This window comes from Mangrovibacter sp. MFB070 (genome assembly GCF_000705335.1).
In the GTDB taxonomy this organism is placed as follows: domain Bacteria; phylum Pseudomonadota; class Gammaproteobacteria; order Enterobacterales; family Enterobacteriaceae; genus Mangrovibacter; species Mangrovibacter plantisponsor.
In genome coordinates, this window is sequence record NZ_JJMI01000022.1 from 213,953 (window position 1) to 229,353 (window position 15,401).

The window sequence follows — 15,401 nt, forward strand, 5'->3', positions numbered from 1 at the left end:
ATCAGTTCACCAGTTCCTGCACATATTGGTAGAGTGCTTTCAGCAGTTGCTGTTTGTCTGCCTGGCCTTCGTACTGTTGCCAGAGTTGCGCCAGCTCACTGGCATAGTGCTCCAGGTTTTCTGGAGAGAACACCTCGCGGCGATGTGCCAGCCAGCGCTGTTGTTCGGCTTCATCCAGGGTGCCGGGGAAGTTGCGCGCGCGGTAGTTAAACAACAGTTTTTCAATTCTTGGGTCGCCAAAAGTAATATCCAGCGCCGGTAAATTTTTCGGCTCGGTTTCCTGAATAATCTTCATACCATTGCGGTCTGCATCGCTGAAAAAGCCGTTGTAGAGTTGGGCATCGACATTTTCTGGTGGGGTAAAAGGCTCTGCACCGGCAAACAGTGCCACCACTTTCTCCCGCACGTCCGGGTTGGCCTGAAGCAGGCGCAGGTTTGCCAGACACAGCTCCCGGTCAATATTCAGCCGTTGCGCATCTTCCGGGCGTAATGTCCGCGCCTGCGCCAAAACCGGGCATTTATTCAGGTGTACCAGTTTAACCGGCACGGGCAGGTTAGCGCCCAGTTCTGCTTTCGGGGTATATAACCGCTCACGCAGGGTATCTGCATCCAGCTCCAGTAACGGCGAAATATCCGCAGCCAGGTCCACCATAACCACTGCATTACGGTTGTCCGGGTGCCATGCCAGTGGCGCAACCCAACTGGTATTGCCACGGCTGGCACCGAACATGCCAGAAACATGTACCAGGGGTGACATTTTGGGAATATCAATCAGCGTCATCAGCTTTTGTTTGCTGCGGTACTGCCACAGGTAATCAAACAACCGTGGCTGATGTTTTTTCACCAGTTGCGCCATGGCGATGGTTGCCCAGACATCGGCCATGGCATCGTGCGCATTACTGTGTTCAATGCCATTGGCGGCAGTCAGGTGCTCCAGACGGAAACTGGGCAGCCCGTCCTCATTTTCTGGCCAGTTAATGCCTTCCGGGCGTAGGGCATAGCAGGCGCGCATAACATCCAGCAAATCCCAGCGTGAATTGCCGTTTTGCCAGCTCCATGCATATGGGTCATAGAAGTTACGGTAGAAAATATTGCGGGTGACTTCGTCATCAAAACGGACGTTGTTGTAGCCCACGATACAGGTTTTTGGCACGGTGAAAATGTCGTGAATACGCCGGGCAAACAGTGCCTCATTTTCACCCTGTTCCCGCGCCTGCTGTGGTGTAATTCCGGTAACCATTACTGCTCCGGGTTGAGGCAGGTAGTCATCAGCCGGCTGGCAGAAGAACACTTCCGGTTCACCAATGGGGTTGAAATCGCTGTCTGTGCGTATTGCTGCGAACTGCGCTGGCTTGTCCAGCGCCGGGTGCGTGCCGAAGGTTTCGTAATCATGGAACAGGAAGGTTGGTTGAGCGGCGTCAGTCATTGCAGGTAGTGTCCATCTTCGGTCAATACAGTTAACCATGAATTATGGCGAGTTAACGCCGTGATGACCACCGCTATCCGGCAGACAGCCTGTTTTTTGTGCTGAGAGCCGGGGCTTTTCAACTGCATGGAACATAACAAGACGAACTGCAACCGGCTTCTGTCACATTTTCTTGCAATTTCAACAGGAAACGACACGTCAGTTTCCGTAAAAAGAGCGGCGAGAGAAATAATTGACGTTGAATGAGGAAATTGCGTTGAAGCTCCGTTTTTTAACTATTGCCACTTTACTGGCTACGTCCGTCGGCACAGCATGCGCGGCAACGGCCCAGGTACCAGATTTTTTCTCTGGTCCGCCAGCGCCGCCCGCTATTCAGGCGGCTTCATGGGTGTTAATGGATTACACCACAGGCCAGGTGCTGACTGCGCACAACGAGCATCAACAACGTGATCCGGCCAGCCTGACCAAACTGATGACGGGCTATGTCGTTGACCGGGCTATCGACAGTAAGCGCATCACTGCTGATGACATGGTCACCGTGGGCAAAGATGCCTGGGCGAAAGGCAACCCGGTGTTTGATGGTTCTTCGCTGATGTTCCTCAAGCCTGGCGACCGCCTGTCGGTTCACCAGTTAAGCCTCGGGTTGATTGTTGATTCGGGTAACGACGCATGTGTGGCACTTGCCGATTATGTGGCAGGCGGCCAGCCTCAGTTTGTGTCGCTGATGAACCAGTATGTTCAGAAATTACACCTGACAGACACACATTTTGAAACCGTCCATGGCCTGGACGCACCCGGGCAGCACAGTTCAGCCTATGACCTGGCGGTGCTCTCACGAGCCATTATTCATGGCGAACCCTCGTTCTACCAGATGTACAGTGTGAAAACACTGAGCTGGAACGGTATCACTCAGAATAACCGTAACGGCCTGCTGTGGGATAAATCCCTGAATGTCGATGGGCTGAAAACCGGGCACACTTCGGGTGCGGGTTTTAACCTGATTGCCTCCAGTGTTAATGGCAACCAGCGCCTGATTGCGGTAGTTATGGGGGCTGACAGCGCCAAAGGGCGCGAAGACCAGGCCCGCAAACTGCTCACCTGGGGACAGCAAAACTTCCAGACAGTGGAAGTAATGCACAAGGGCCAGAAAGTGGGTGATGAACGTGTCTGGTACGGGGATAAATCATCGGTACAGGTAGGCACGGACCAGGATCACTGGATGGTGTTACCCAAAGATGAACTGCAGAACATCAAGGCGAAATACAGTGTTACTCAGCCAACTCTCGAAGCGCCATTACAGGCAGGTTCGGCAATTGGCCAGATAACTTTGTACGATAAAGATAAAGTGCTGGATCAGTGGCCGCTGGTGGCGCTTGATTCAGTAGAAAAAGGCGGCATGTTCTCGCGCCTGAGCGACTGGGTTCACCTGAAACTGTAACCCGGCTGGGTTCAGCCAGCAGGCCGGTATATACCTGCTGGTTGTGCCTTCTCTTCAATTTTTGCATATTGACTGAGGGGAATTATCAATACTGGGTTTTCCCTCGGCTGACAGTATTTGTTTAATGATATTTTTTATTTCACTTACTCTTTGCTTGAGTGAAATAAAAAATATCTGACAGGATTCATACAAGTAGTGTAACACGTTCAGGTCAGACTGGTTTTCATAAAATAATATAACGTAGTCATTCAGTGAAATAGTGTTTGCATTAAACGTAAGTGAATGGCTGTCAACAATATAATAGTTTCTGGTGGAATGTTTATTTTGTATGGGAAGGCCGGAAATGATTGAATCAATACCGGATTTCAGTGTGTCATTGTTTGTCATTACTACAATAGCCATTGTTCAGCACTCAAGATTATGCGTAATTGCGAATCATTACCACTTCATGTATCAACAAGAAAAATTGATCGTCAGTGAATGGGATGGCTTTAATCTTAAGTGATAGTAACGGTTCGGTATATTTATTAAAAATTATTAAAAAACTTATAAGTGCTTATTTTTCAATTAATTAATTTCTTTTAGAATATATGCTATAATTCCGCGATGAAGAATGGCTTGCTGGCTAAAGGAAATGCAGCATATCAAGTGGCACTTTGGTGACTTTATTTTTGCACCACATTTACAACTGTTGTTAAGAAAACATGCGCATACCGAATATCGTCAGCGCCTGTCTGCGGCTGAAGCAGCAATCCTTGACCAGTTACTGGCTCATTGCGGCCAATTATGTGATAAGGACAACCTGACAACTATTGCGTGGCAAGGGCGCCCGGTAAGTGCTCAGTCATTACCTGTCGCAATTGCAACACTTAGAAAATATCTTGATTCAGGTGAACATGGGCTGGAAATAAAAAACATTCCCCGTAAAGGGTATCTGATTGAAATTGATAGTGAACTTCGTGAAGAATTAATACCAGAAACACAAACTTCACCTGCTGAAATGGCACCACAAGATAACCCGCTACCAGTGCCTGTCACTTTTGGGGTGGCGAAATGGGTAAAATATTTGGCTGCTAATAATATCGCTAATAATATATTTGTCGCCGGATGTGCATTATTGCTGTTGTTGACGGTTTACTTTTTTTATTCCGTGTGGATACCGGTATCTTGCCAGCAGGCCGGGGAAGGCTACATCTGTTCTGTTTCCGATAAGCAAACACATACCGGGGCAAAACCTTTGCCAGGCAATAATCAGGTAATATTTATTTCTGGTGAAAGCTCAGTGACTGTGAATATTCAAGAGAAAACGAAATGAAGAAAAGAACAGTTGCTGCATTATCCATGATGGGAGTCGCCTGCATAATGTTTGCTGTGCCTTATTTTAATGGTATGGGCTGCAACTATGAAATGACCCTTAATGCGGGGAGTGCTCACTATGAAGGGGTGTGCCGCTGGGGTGTATTACATATGGTAGAGACGGATACCCAGACAGGTAGCCGTTGGGTGGTAAGTGCACGGCAACTGAGTTTTATGAACCAAATTATTTACCTGGTACATACACGCCATCAACTAAATACAGGCGATAAACAAAGCAGTCTGAATACTTATAATCAGCAACAACGTGGTTTTACTGTTTTTAACTACAGTTGGCGTGCGGTAAGCGGGAACGAAATAGTTATTTTCCAGACATCGCCGCACCATGAAGTACTTAAGGCAAAGGTGGATGGCTATATTGATAGCTGGGATAGCCTGTTTGACAATAAAAAAAACTATATGGGTAACCATCAATAGCCAGAATCTTACAGGCCTGCGCAAGCCAGCCGCACCTGTAATGAAAAGCGATGCCCTTCATGGTTTTCACCCTGAACGGTGGTGTTTTGCTCAGCATTTGCTTAACTCAGTGGCAAGTGTGTCGGGTTTAACAGGAGAATAGCATGTACCAGATTCGTGATGTGCCTGTGCGCCATGTTGCCGGCTTTCATCTGGTTGGCCCCTGGGATGTTACGGTAAAGCAAGGGTTTGATCAGCTCATGTTATGGGTGCGTACCCAGCAACTGGACCCGGAAGAGTGGGTTGCCGCTTATTACGATAACCCCGATGTGGTTCCGCCAGAAAAACTGCGTTGTTCAACTTTTATTCGGGTGAATGCTGATTTTGTTGTTCCACCAGCAAGTGAAGGGGTAATTTGTACCGCGCTGGCAGGGGGAACTTATGCCGTGGCTTCTGTACAGGTCGAGAATAACGACTTCGAAACACCATGGCGGGCGTTTTTTACGCAACTCTTGCAGGACAACCATTACCAAATGGATGCCAAACCCTGCTATGAAGTTTACCAGAGCGATGGCTCTCAAACAGGAACCTGGATGATTGATATGTATGTCCCGGTGACGAGTAAATCAGAACCCGTATAACGTTGGGTGTTCAACACCCGGTAACAGCTATTGCACTGTTGCCGGGTGAAAAACTTCACCAGCGATGCCCCTGAAGTCTGTTTTTTCATAAACCTGCCTTTTTTTAACTACAAAACCCCTTCGCCCGGTCAATTTCGGTTGCAAAAAATATGCTGCTGTTTGTAACAATGGGGATGAGCATTGAGAAAAAGAGAGTACAATTGCGCTTTTTGTATTCTGGAGAGCGGGTGTGCGTCCCGACAAGTCATTAACACCATTTGAGATTCGTATCTACCGCCATTACCGGCTGGTGCACGGCATTCGTATTGCTGTCGCTTTTGTGCTGGCTTTTATTCTGGTACGAATGCTGAATATTCCCGAAGGCACCTGGCCTCTGATTACGCTGGTTGTCGTTATGGGGCCAATCTCTTTTTGGGGAAATGTGGTACCACGCGCTTTTCAACGTATTGGCGGTACTATTTTTGGTGCCACACTCGGCCTGGTTGCCCTGAAGCTGGAGCTGTATTCACTACCGCTGATGTTTCTGTGGTGTGGTATGGCGATGTTTATCTGTGGTTATCTTGCTCTGGGTAAACGGCCATACCAGGCACTGCTAATCGGCATTACGCTTTCGGTTGTGGTAGGGGCACCACCGGGTGATATGGCAACGGCGCTGTGGCGCAGTGGCGATGTCATCTTTGGTTCACTGCTGGCTATGCTGTTCACCAGCTTGTACCCGCAGCGGGCATTTATTCACTGGCGTATACAAATGGCTGAATACATTCATACCTTCAGTAATCTGTATCAGACCAGTGTTTCGCCAAACCTGGTTGAGCGCCCCCGGCTTGAACGCCACCTTAACCGGATGCTGAATAATGTTGTGAAGTTCCGCGCACTGATAACCCCCGCCAGCAAAGAAACCCATATACAGAAAAGTATTTTCGAAGCGATTCAGACTATCAGCCGCAATATGATCTGCACGCTGGAGTTACAAACAAATGCGCACTGGGCCTCCCGGGAAAGCCACTTTTTAATGATTAATTCACGCAAGCTGCGCGATGCCCAGGCGCTGACCCATACCACGCTTACTTCAATTTCACAGGCGTTATATGAGGGCAACCCTTTGCCGGTCAAAGCCAACAGTGAACGTCTTACGGAAATCATTGCTGAACTGCGTGAGCTGATGCAGCAACAACCACCCGGCGCACTACAGGAAACATCCATTCATGGCTATGTCTGGCTTAACCTGGAACTGGCGCGCCAACTGGAGTTGCTGTCGCAATTAATCTGTAAAGCATTGCGCAAATAACCCGCAACCAGTCGCAAAATAGTGGTAGCTTGTTTCGATTCAGCACTATTTACGGTTATGATGGCTGAAAGAGGGTGAACCCGTAAAAGCATTGTCATCGACGGCCTCAGTCAGTATTTTAAAGGCAAGGCGGTCGTTCTGAACGAATCCGAGACTTAATTATTAGGGGTGTGAAAATGGAAAATACCAAACCTTCATTCCAGGATGTGCTGGAGTTTGTGCGTCTGAATCGTCGTAAAAACAAACTGCAACGTGAAATCCAGGACGTTGAGAAGAAAATCCGCGACAACCAAAAACGTGTTTTGTTGCTTGATAACCTGAGCGATTACATCAAACCAGGTATGAGTGTTGAAGCTATTCAGGGCATTATCGCCAGCATGAAAAGCGACTATGAAGACCGTGTTGATGACTACATCATCAAAAATGCGGAAATTTCGAAAGAACGCCGTGATATCTCTAAAAAACTCAAAGTGATGGGTGAGCTGAAAGAAGCTGAACCTAAAGCCTGAGTCTGAGAGCCGTAAGCCAGGCTTACGTACAACAGATAAATAAAAACGCCCTCAGAACTTGAGGGCGTTTTCTTATTATACGTGATACGCGAGCTGGCTATTTTTGAACCCTGGCGGCAGCACTATGCCGCTCAGGGTTCACGGGTAACCCGCTGTTTAGCCAATCGTCATCAGACTGGCATTACCACCGGCCGCCGCAGTGTTGACACTCAATGAGCGTTCTACATACAGGCGTTCCAGCAGAATGTTGGTTTCCCCGCGGGCAAAACCCTGTACCGAAACAATCGCCCCGGCACGGTTGGCAACGGTGACACAGAGGTCACGCAGTTGGTCCGAGTCACCGTGGAAAATTACCGCATCATACTGCGCATCTGCCAGCGTATCTGTACCTGTAAAGGTGATGTGCGCTGCAACTTCTTTGGGCAACTGTTTGACCAGTTGCTGGTGCAATACATCATCCGGCCACAACACCTGGCAACCCACACTGGTAACTGCTGCCAGTTGCACCAGTGCATCCTGTTCATTATCTGCCATACACAACACAGTATCCCGCGGCAACAGTAAGTATGCATTGCGCTCACCAGTCGGTCCGGGCAACAGGCGGCGGGTACCACTCTGAGCCTGTTCACCAAATTGCGCACAGAGTGCCGCCAGTTCAGGCTTGCCTGCAGCCCACTCAGTGAGTGCAGTATGTGCCGCCTGGACAGCTTGTTTGGTGCCTGCTTCGGTGGCCAGTTGTGTGTCATCACGCGAAAGGGTTGCCAGTACGGCTGTTTCCGGGCGGTGAGACAGCAACCGGTACAGATACAATGGGCCACCTGCTTTGGGGCCGGTGCCGGACAACCCTTCACCACCAAACGGCTGAACACCAACCACAGCCCCTACCATATTGCGGTTAACATACATGTTCCCGACATGGGCAGAGCCCGTTACCTGAGCAATAGTTTCGTCAATACGGGTATGCACCCCGAGTGTCAGGCCATAACCGGCAGCATTAATTTGCTCAACCAGGCTGCTAAGGCTGTTACGGTTATAGCGCACCACGTGCAGAACCGGCCCGAAGATCTCACGTTGCAGTTCATCAAAACTGTTGAGTTCAATCAGAGTCGGCGGAACAAATGCGCCACTTTGCCATTCACGGGCATCATCGCTGTTGCTACGCACGGCCTGGAACACGGTATGGCCTTTACTGCGCATTGCCTGAATATGCTGTTCAATATTGGCTTTGGCCTCGGCATCAATCACCGGCCCAATATCGGTAGTCAGGCGGCCCGGGTTACCCATCCGGCATTCAGCCATGGCGCCTTTGAGCATGGTCAGTGTGTGTTCAGCAACATCTTCCTGCACACACAACACGCGCAGCGCTGAACAGCGCTGGCCTGCACTGTCAAAAGCGGAAGCAACCACATCCATCACGACTTGTTCAGTCAGGGCCGATGAGTCAACAATCATGGCATTCAGGCCACCGGTTTCGGCTATCAGTGGTGTTGGGCGGCCCTGTGGGTCGAGCCGGGTGGCAATGTTGCGTTGCAACAGGCTGGCGACTTCGGTTGAGCCCGTAAACATGACAGCGCGTACGCGGTTATCTGCCGTAAGCTGTGCGCCAACACGTTCACCACTGCCTGGCAACAACTGCACCACGCCGGCAGGCACACCTGCCTGCAACAGAATTTGAATGGCCTGGGCGGCAATCAACGGTGTCTGTTCAGCAGGTTTCGCCAGAACACTGTTACCGGCCGCCAGTGCGGCAGCAATTTGCCCGGTAAAAATGGCCAGCGGGAAGTTCCACGGGCTGATACACACCACCGGGCCTAGCGGGCGGTGGGTTTCATTATCGAAATCATGCTTCACCTGGTCTGCGTAATAGCGCAGGAAGTCCACGGCTTCACGCACTTCAGCAATTGCGTTGGCGAATGTTTTACCGGCTTCGCGTACCAGAACCCCCAGCAGAGGCTGTAGCTGGTCTTCCATCAGCACTGCGGCACGCTCAAGAATGGCAGCACGCTCAGCAGGCGGGGTGGCAAACCAGATAGGCGCATTATTGACGGCGTTATTCAGTGCCAACTCTACTTCTTCTGTGCTGGCCTCACGAACATAACCCACGGTATCGGCAGGCTCTGCCGGGTTAATTACCGGCTGGAGTTCGCCTTCTGTTACATCACCTTCCAGTATTGGCAGCGCGCGCCATTTTTCACCGGCGGTGCTCAGCAGGGCAGAAGAGAGGGATGCCAGACGGTGTTCGTTTGCCAGATCCAGCCCGTTCGAGTTATGGCGGTTTTTACCGTAGAGGTCTCGCGGCAATGGAATTTTAGGGTGAGGTAAGCCGGGTAACCCTTCCTGATGTGCCAGTTTCTCAACGGCTTCTACCGGGTCGGCTACCAGTTCATCAATTGGCAGTGCGGTGTCGGCAATGCGGTTGACAAAGGAGGTATTGGCCCCGTTTTCCAGCAGGCGGCGTACCAGGTAGGCCAGCAGTGTTTCATGGGTGCCAACGGGTGCATAAATACGGCATGGGCGGTAAAGTTTGCCTTCGGCAATTTTGCCCACCACCTGGTCATACAGTGGCTCACCCATACCGTGCAGGCACTGGAACTCATATTGCCCGGGGTAGTAGTTCTGCCCGGCCAGGTGATAAATGGCCGAAAGCGTATGGGCATTGTGGGTGGCGAACTGCGGGTAAATCAGGTTCGGCACCGAGAGTAGTTTGCGGGCGCAGGCCAGGTAAGAAACGTCGGTGTACACTTTGCGGGTATAAACCGGGTAACCTTCCAGCCCGTCGAGCTGTGCACGTTTAATTTCGCTGTCCCAGTAAGCCCCTTTCACCAGGCGGATCATCAGGCGGCGACGGCTGCGGGTTGCCAGGTCAATCAGGTAGTCAATAACAAACGGGCAGCGTTTCTGGTAGGCCTGAATAACGAAGCCAATGCCGTTCCAGCCAGCCAGTTCCGGTTCAAAACAGAGTTTTTCCAGCAAATCGAGTGATATTTCCAGACGGTCTGCTTCTTCGGCATCAATATTAATGCCGATGTCATACTGGCGTGCCAGCAGGGTGAGGGACTTCAGGCGCGGGTAGAGTTCCTCCATCATCCGGTCATACTGCGCACGGCTGTAACGCGGATGCAGGGCAGACAGTTTGATTGAAATCCCCGGGCCTTCATAAATACCGCGGCCATTGGAAGCTTTACCAATTGCGTGAATCGCCTGCTGGTAGGAAACCATATAGGCCTGCGCATCGGCTTCGGTCAGTGCAGCTTCACCCAGCATGTCGTAGGAATAACGGAACCCTTTCTCTTCCAGTTTCCGGGCATTGGCCAGTGCTTCAGCAATGGTTTCGCCAGTAACAAACTGTTCGCCCATCAGGCGCATCGCCATGTCCACACCTTTACGCACCAGCGGCTCACCACTTTTACTGATAATGCGGTTAAGGGAGTGGGAAAGATTCGCTTCGTTATGGGTGGCAACCAGGCGGCCAGTGAACAGTAACCCCCAGGTGGCAGCATTAACAAACAGAGACGGGCTGCGGCCCAGGTGAGAATGCCAGTTACCATTGCTGATTTTATCGCGGATCAGCGCATCACGAGTGGCTTTGTCCGGAATACGTAATAACGCTTCAGCAAGGCACATTAATGCCACGCCTTCCTGTGATGAAAGTGAGAACTCCTGGAGCAGGCCTTGCACCATTCCGGCGCGTCCGCTTGCACTCTTTTGGTTCCGAAGTTTGTCTGCAAGCTGCCAGGCAAGCCTATGTACCTGGCCGGAAATTTCACCTGATAACCGTGCCTGTTCCAAAATCATTGGTACGGCATCGGTTTCCGGACGCCGCCATGCAGCAGTAATTGCGGCTCGCGTCACAGATTGTGGTAATATTTGCTCGGCAAATTCGAGGAAGGGTTGATGCTGGTCATCACCACTTGCGGACGGTTCTTCGCTTTCGTTCGCAGCACCCGCCAGTAAAGCCGGCAGTTCAGGCAACTCATCGTTGTTCTCCAGCCGTTCAAGGTAATTAAAAATTGCCTGCTTAATGAGCCAGTGAGGTGTGCGATCAATACGTGACGCAGCGGTCTTGATGCGTTCGCGGGTTGCTTCGTCCAGCTTCACCCCCATAGTGGTGGTTCCCATACCCTCAACTCCTGTGTTTGCATTGTTCGGTTATTGTTAGTTATCAGGCAATATCCTCTATGTTGCAACTTTGTGCAACCTTGTTAAATGTGATTTCGGTTGCAAGCTTAAGAAATGCTGATTTGTTAAAACTAAAAAACAGGTATGTTTATTGCTTAAGATCACTGTGAAGTCTGTTTTATGTGGTTTGTGTGGCAGTTTTGTAAGGTGCAACTCGTGAAAGTGTGAGCGAGTGCAACCAGGTGGCAAAAAATCACCTGGGCAGGGGTGAAATAATTGTAATCACCGTGTTAAATCAATTGTGAACACAACAATGGCTGCTGCGTTAACAATGTTGCAGAGTGATAACAAGGGTTGCGACCACGTTCCGGCGCAACCATCCGGGGTGTAACCCGGCATAATAATCAGGAGAACTTTAATGTCTATGAGTACACCAATGGTGGTGACTTTCCTTATCTACATTGGCGCGATGCTGTTGATAGGGTTTATTGCCTGGCGTTCGACGAAAAACTTCGACGATTACATTCTGGGCGGCCGTAGTCTGGGAAGCCTGGTTACTGCGTTGTCTGCAGGCGCTTCAGATATGAGTGGCTGGTTACTGATGGGGCTGCCGGGGGCGATTTTCCTGTCCGGGATTTCAGAAAGCTGGATTGCCATTGGCCTGGTTATTGGTGCCTGGGTTAACTGGAAACTGGTGGCGGGGCGCTTACGTGTCCATACCGAGCACAATAATAACGCGCTGACTTTGCCAGATTATTTCACGGCACGCTTTGAAGATAACAGCCGCGCTCTGCGCATTATCTCTGCACTGGTTATCCTGCTGTTTTTCACCATCTATTGTGCCTCTGGTATTGTCGCCGGCGCGCGTTTGTTCGAAAGCACTTTCGGGATGAGCTATGAAACCGCCTTGTGGGCGGGGGCTGCAGCAACCATTCTCTACACCCTGATTGGGGGCTTCCTGGCAGTAAGCTGGACTGACACCGTTCAGGCCTCTTTGATGATTTTTGCTTTGATAATCACGCCGGTGATTGTGGTGGCCTCTGTTGGTGGACTGGGTGATTCACTGGAAGTGATTCGCCAGAAGAGCATAGAAAACGTCAACATGCTTAAAGGGCTCAACTTTGTTGCCATTATTTCCCTGATGGGCTGGGGGCTTGGTTATTTCGGCCAGCCACATATCCTGGCGCGTTTTATGGCCGCCGATTCGCATCACACCATTGTTAAAGCACGTCGCATTGGTATGGCATGGATGATCTTGTGCCTGGCAGGTGCGGTTGCAGTTGGCTTCTTCGGTATTGCTTACTTCCAGAACAACCCAGCTCAGGCAGGGGACGTTAACCAGAATGGTGAGCGCATCTTCATTGCATTGACGCAAATATTGTTCAACCCCTGGGTTGCCGGGGTGCTGCTCTCAGCCATTCTGGCTGCGGTGATGTCGACATTAAGTTGCCAGTTACTGGTGTGCTCCAGTGCGATTACCGAAGACCTGTATAAAGCATTCCTGCGCAAAGGGGCTTCACAGCGTGAGCTGGTGTGGGTCGGGCGCCTGATGGTGCTGGTGGTGGCGCTGGTGGCTATTGCTCTGGCGGCGAACCCGGAAAACCGTGTGCTTGGGCTGGTGAGCTATGCCTGGGCTGGTTTCGGCGCGGCATTTGGCCCGGTCGTTCTGTTCTCTGTTATGTGGAACCGTATGACACGTAACGGCGCACTGGCCGGGATGATTATTGGTGCCATTACCGTTGTGGTGTGGAAACAGAACGCCTGGCTTGATCTGTACGAAATTATTCCCGGCTTCATCTTTGCAAGTATTGGGATTGTGGTGTTCAGCCTGCTGGGTAAAGCACCGTCCAGCGCCATGGCAAAACGTTTTGCTGAAGCAGATGCGCATTACAAAGGTGATGCACCTGTTTCTCTGCAAACGGACAGCTAATTCACTCTGCAGTTTTAGCACCTGAAAACAGGCCCGGCAGCATTTTGCCGGGCCTGTTTTTTTCTGGCTCAGTTCCCTGGTTTGCCTGTCTCTTATAGCACTTTAGTTGTAGCTGGCTACGTAGCCACGGCAGTTTGTTGTCAAATGACAAAATTTTTCTGGTTTCAGTCGATTTTAATTAACATTCGCTCTTGTTTTTCGATTAAGACTAATGATAATCACTATCAGTGCCATTTACTTTTCTTTACTGCAAAGATTCGTTTCTTCACACCGGGAGTGATTCATGTTTGTCCCCTTTTTGATCATGTTGCGTGAAGGGCTGGAAGCCGCCTTGATCGTGAGCCTGATTGCCAGTTATCTGAAGCGTACCCAACGCGGAAATTTGATAGGTGTTATGTGGGTAGGGGTACTGCTGGCGGCCGGGTTGTGCCTGGGGCTGGGTATCGTTATTAACGAAACCACCGGTGAATTTCCGCAGAAACAACAGGAGCTGTTCGAAGCAATTGTTGCGGTTATTGCGGTGATCATCCTCACCTGGATGGTGTTCTGGATGCGCAAAGTTGCCCGTAACGTAAAAGTTCAGCTTGAGCAGGCCGTTGAAGTGGCGCTGAAAAAGCACAATGGCCAGAGCTGGGCACTAATACTGATGGTGTTTTTCGCTGTGGCTCGCGAAGGGCTGGAATCGGTGTTTTTCCTGTTAGCTGCATTCCAGCAGGACCTGGGAATATGGCCGCCTTTAGGCGCCATGCTTGGTCTGGCAACCGCGGTGATACTGGGCTTTATGATTTACTGGGGCGGTGTTCGCCTGAACCTGGCTGCGTTCTTTAAATGGACCAGCCTGTTTATTTTACTGGTTGCTGCCGGGCTGGCTGCAGGCGCTATTCGCGCTTTCCACGAGGCGGGCATTTGGAACTACTTCCAGGACATCGCATTTGATATGAGCGGCGTGCTCTCCACGCACTCACTATTTGGCACTTTGCTGGAAGGCATGCTTGGTTACCAGGAAACACCCAGCGTGAGTGAGGTGGCGGTGTACTTCCTCTACCTGATACCCGCACTGTTTTTCTATTTTCTCCCTGCGCGCCCGGCAGTACAGCCTGCCCGGAGCACTCGTTAATTTTCTTGTTTGCACTCTGACTTTGATAGGGATGGGTTTGATGAAACATTTTCGACACAGCACTCTGACACTTTCTTTAGCCGCGCTGTTTTATTCCGCAACTTCCCTGGCGGCAGATATTCCCCAGGTTAAGGTGACCGTTAATGACAAACAGTGTGAGCCAATGAGCATCACTGTAGATGCGGGTAAAACGCAATTTCTTATTCAGAACCACAGCCAGAAAGCGCTGGAGTGGGAAATTCTGAAAGGAGTGATGGTAGTCGAAGAGCGGGAAAACATTGCTCCGGGCTTCAGCCAGAAAATGACGGCCAACCTGCAGCCCGGCGAATATGAAATGACCTGTGGCTTGCTGACCAACCCGAAAGGTAAGCTGATTGTGCGGGCGAACGGCACAGCAGAACCCGTCGCGAAAGACAATATCCTGGCGCTGGGCAATGCTATTACTCAGTACAAAGCCTGGGTGACGTCTGAAACTGCTGCGCTGGTTACTGGCACTAAAGCCTTTACCGATGCAGTAAAAGCCGGTGATATCGAGAAAGCGCAGGCACTGTATGCGCCAACCCGCCAGCATTATGAACGTATTGAGCCGATTGCTGAATTGTTCTCTGACCTGGATGGCAGCATTGACGCCCGTGAAGATGATTATGAGAAAAAAGCGGAAGACCCGAAATTCAGTGGCTTCCACCGCCTGGAAAAAGCGCTGTTTGGCGACCATTCCACCAAAGGTATGACTCCGTACGCAGACCAGTTGTATAAAGACGTGCTGGATCTGCAAACCCGCATTTCCGAACTGGCATTCCCGCCAGGCAAAGTTGTCGGTGGTGCGGCAGACCTGATTGAAGAAGTGGCCTCCAGCAAAATCAGTGGTGAAGAAGACCGTTACAGCCGCACCGATTTGTGGGATTTCCAGGCCAACGTAGATGGCTCCCAGAAAATTGTCGACCTGCTGCGCCCACAACTGAGCAAAGCCAACCCGGAACTGCTGGCAAAAGTGGACGATAACTTTAAACGTGTGGATACCATTCTGGCGAAATACCGCACCAAAGATGGCTTTGAAAGTTATGAAAAACTGACTGATGCCGACCGCAAAGCCCTGAAAGGCCCGATTACCGCCCTGGCGGAAGACCTTGCACTGCTGCGTGGCGTGCTTGGGCTGGATTAAT

General features: G+C 50.6%; 11 protein-coding genes. 9 read left to right on the top strand and 2 right to left on the bottom strand.

Annotation, left to right across the window (positions count from 1 at the left end):
• Window position 1 precedes the first annotated feature (1 nt).
• On the bottom strand, window positions 2-1,426 hold the full coding sequence (gene sbcB / locus DT73_RS10290) for an exodeoxyribonuclease I (protein WP_036107996.1): 1,425 nt from the start codon (window positions 1,424-1,426) through the stop codon (window positions 2-4).
• A 250-nt stretch (window positions 1,427-1,676) separates the two neighbouring features.
• Between sbcB and dacD the strand changes: the two genes are divergently transcribed.
• The 6 genes from dacD (at window position 1,677) to DT73_RS10325 (ending at window position 7,072) form a co-directional block, all read left to right on the top strand.
• Window positions 1,677-2,864: a serine-type D-Ala-D-Ala carboxypeptidase DacD gene (gene dacD / locus DT73_RS10295; RefSeq protein WP_369792606.1), complete on the top strand. Its 1,188-nt coding sequence runs from the start codon at window positions 1,677-1,679 to the stop codon at window positions 2,862-2,864.
• Between the two features lie 634 nt (window positions 2,865-3,498).
• Window positions 3,499-4,179 carry a winged helix-turn-helix domain-containing protein gene (locus tag DT73_RS25120; protein ID WP_051691338.1) on the top strand — a complete coding sequence of 227 codons (681 nt, stop codon included), beginning with the start codon at window positions 3,499-3,501 and terminating at the stop codon, window positions 4,177-4,179.
• A complete protein-coding gene (locus tag DT73_RS10310; RefSeq protein WP_036108005.1) occupies window positions 4,176-4,655 on the top strand; it encodes a hypothetical protein in 480 nt (159 codons plus the stop codon). The genes DT73_RS25120 and DT73_RS10310 overlap by 4 nt, the downstream gene beginning before the upstream one ends.
• A gap of 143 nt (window positions 4,656-4,798) precedes the next feature.
• Complete coding sequence (gene sbmC, locus DT73_RS10315) at window positions 4,799-5,275, top strand: DNA gyrase inhibitor SbmC (RefSeq protein ID WP_036108009.1); 477 nt, start codon at window positions 4,799-4,801, stop codon at window positions 5,273-5,275.
• 229 nt (window positions 5,276-5,504) lie between these two features.
• Window positions 5,505-6,563, top strand: a complete 1,059-nt coding sequence (locus DT73_RS10320; protein WP_036108011.1) for an FUSC family protein — start codon at window positions 5,505-5,507, stop codon at window positions 6,561-6,563.
• 176 nt (window positions 6,564-6,739) lie between these two features.
• On the top strand, window positions 6,740-7,072 hold the full coding sequence (locus tag DT73_RS10325) for a DUF496 family protein (RefSeq protein ID WP_036108014.1): 333 nt from the start codon (window positions 6,740-6,742) through the stop codon (window positions 7,070-7,072).
• Between the two features lie 156 nt (window positions 7,073-7,228).
• Here DT73_RS10325 and putA read toward each other — a convergent pair whose 3' ends face one another.
• On the bottom strand, window positions 7,229-11,191 hold the full coding sequence (gene putA / locus DT73_RS10330) for a trifunctional transcriptional regulator/proline dehydrogenase/L-glutamate gamma-semialdehyde dehydrogenase (RefSeq protein ID WP_036108017.1): 3,963 nt from the start codon (window positions 11,189-11,191) through the stop codon (window positions 7,229-7,231).
• Between the two features lie 418 nt (window positions 11,192-11,609).
• On the opposite strand from putA, the gene putP reads away from it, so the two are divergent.
• The 3 genes from putP (at window position 11,610) to efeO (ending at window position 15,400) form a co-directional block, all read left to right on the top strand.
• A complete protein-coding gene (gene putP / locus DT73_RS10335) occupies window positions 11,610-13,121 on the top strand; it encodes a sodium/proline symporter PutP (protein ID WP_051691339.1) in 1,512 nt (503 codons plus the stop codon).
• A 283-nt stretch (window positions 13,122-13,404) separates the two neighbouring features.
• Window positions 13,405-14,238 carry an iron uptake transporter permease EfeU gene (gene efeU, locus DT73_RS10340; protein WP_036108020.1) on the top strand — a complete coding sequence of 278 codons (834 nt, stop codon included), beginning with the start codon at window positions 13,405-13,407 and terminating at the stop codon, window positions 14,236-14,238.
• Between the two features lie 40 nt (window positions 14,239-14,278).
• Entirely contained in the window at window positions 14,279-15,400 is a 1,122-nt protein-coding gene (gene efeO, locus DT73_RS10345; RefSeq protein ID WP_036108022.1) for an iron uptake system protein EfeO, read from the top strand.
• Window position 15,401 lies beyond the last annotated feature (1 nt).

What these genes read in the sequence shown, in the direction of transcription:
- DT73_RS10310 (WP_036108005.1), top strand. Translation starts at nt 4,176, where the DNA reads ATGAAGAAAAGAACAGTTGCTGCATTATCCATGATGGGAGTCGCCTGC.
- efeU (WP_036108020.1), top strand. Translation starts at nt 13,405, where the DNA reads ATGTTTGTCCCCTTTTTGATCATGTTGCGTGAAGGGCTGGAAGCCGCC.
- putP (WP_051691339.1), top strand. Translation starts at nt 11,610, where the DNA reads ATGTCTATGAGTACACCAATGGTGGTGACTTTCCTTATCTACATTGGC.
- efeO (WP_036108022.1), top strand. Translation starts at nt 14,279, where the DNA reads ATGAAACATTTTCGACACAGCACTCTGACACTTTCTTTAGCCGCGCTG.
- sbmC (WP_036108009.1), top strand. Translation starts at nt 4,799, where the DNA reads ATGTACCAGATTCGTGATGTGCCTGTGCGCCATGTTGCCGGCTTTCAT.
- DT73_RS10325 (WP_036108014.1), top strand. Translation starts at nt 6,740, where the DNA reads ATGGAAAATACCAAACCTTCATTCCAGGATGTGCTGGAGTTTGTGCGT.
- DT73_RS25120 (WP_051691338.1), top strand. Translation starts at nt 3,499, where the DNA reads ATGCAGCATATCAAGTGGCACTTTGGTGACTTTATTTTTGCACCACAT.
- sbcB (WP_036107996.1), bottom strand. Translation starts at nt 1,426, where the DNA reads ATGACTGACGCCGCTCAACCAACCTTCCTGTTCCATGATTACGAAACC.
- putA (WP_036108017.1), bottom strand. Translation starts at nt 11,191, where the DNA reads ATGGGAACCACCACTATGGGGGTGAAGCTGGACGAAGCAACCCGCGAA.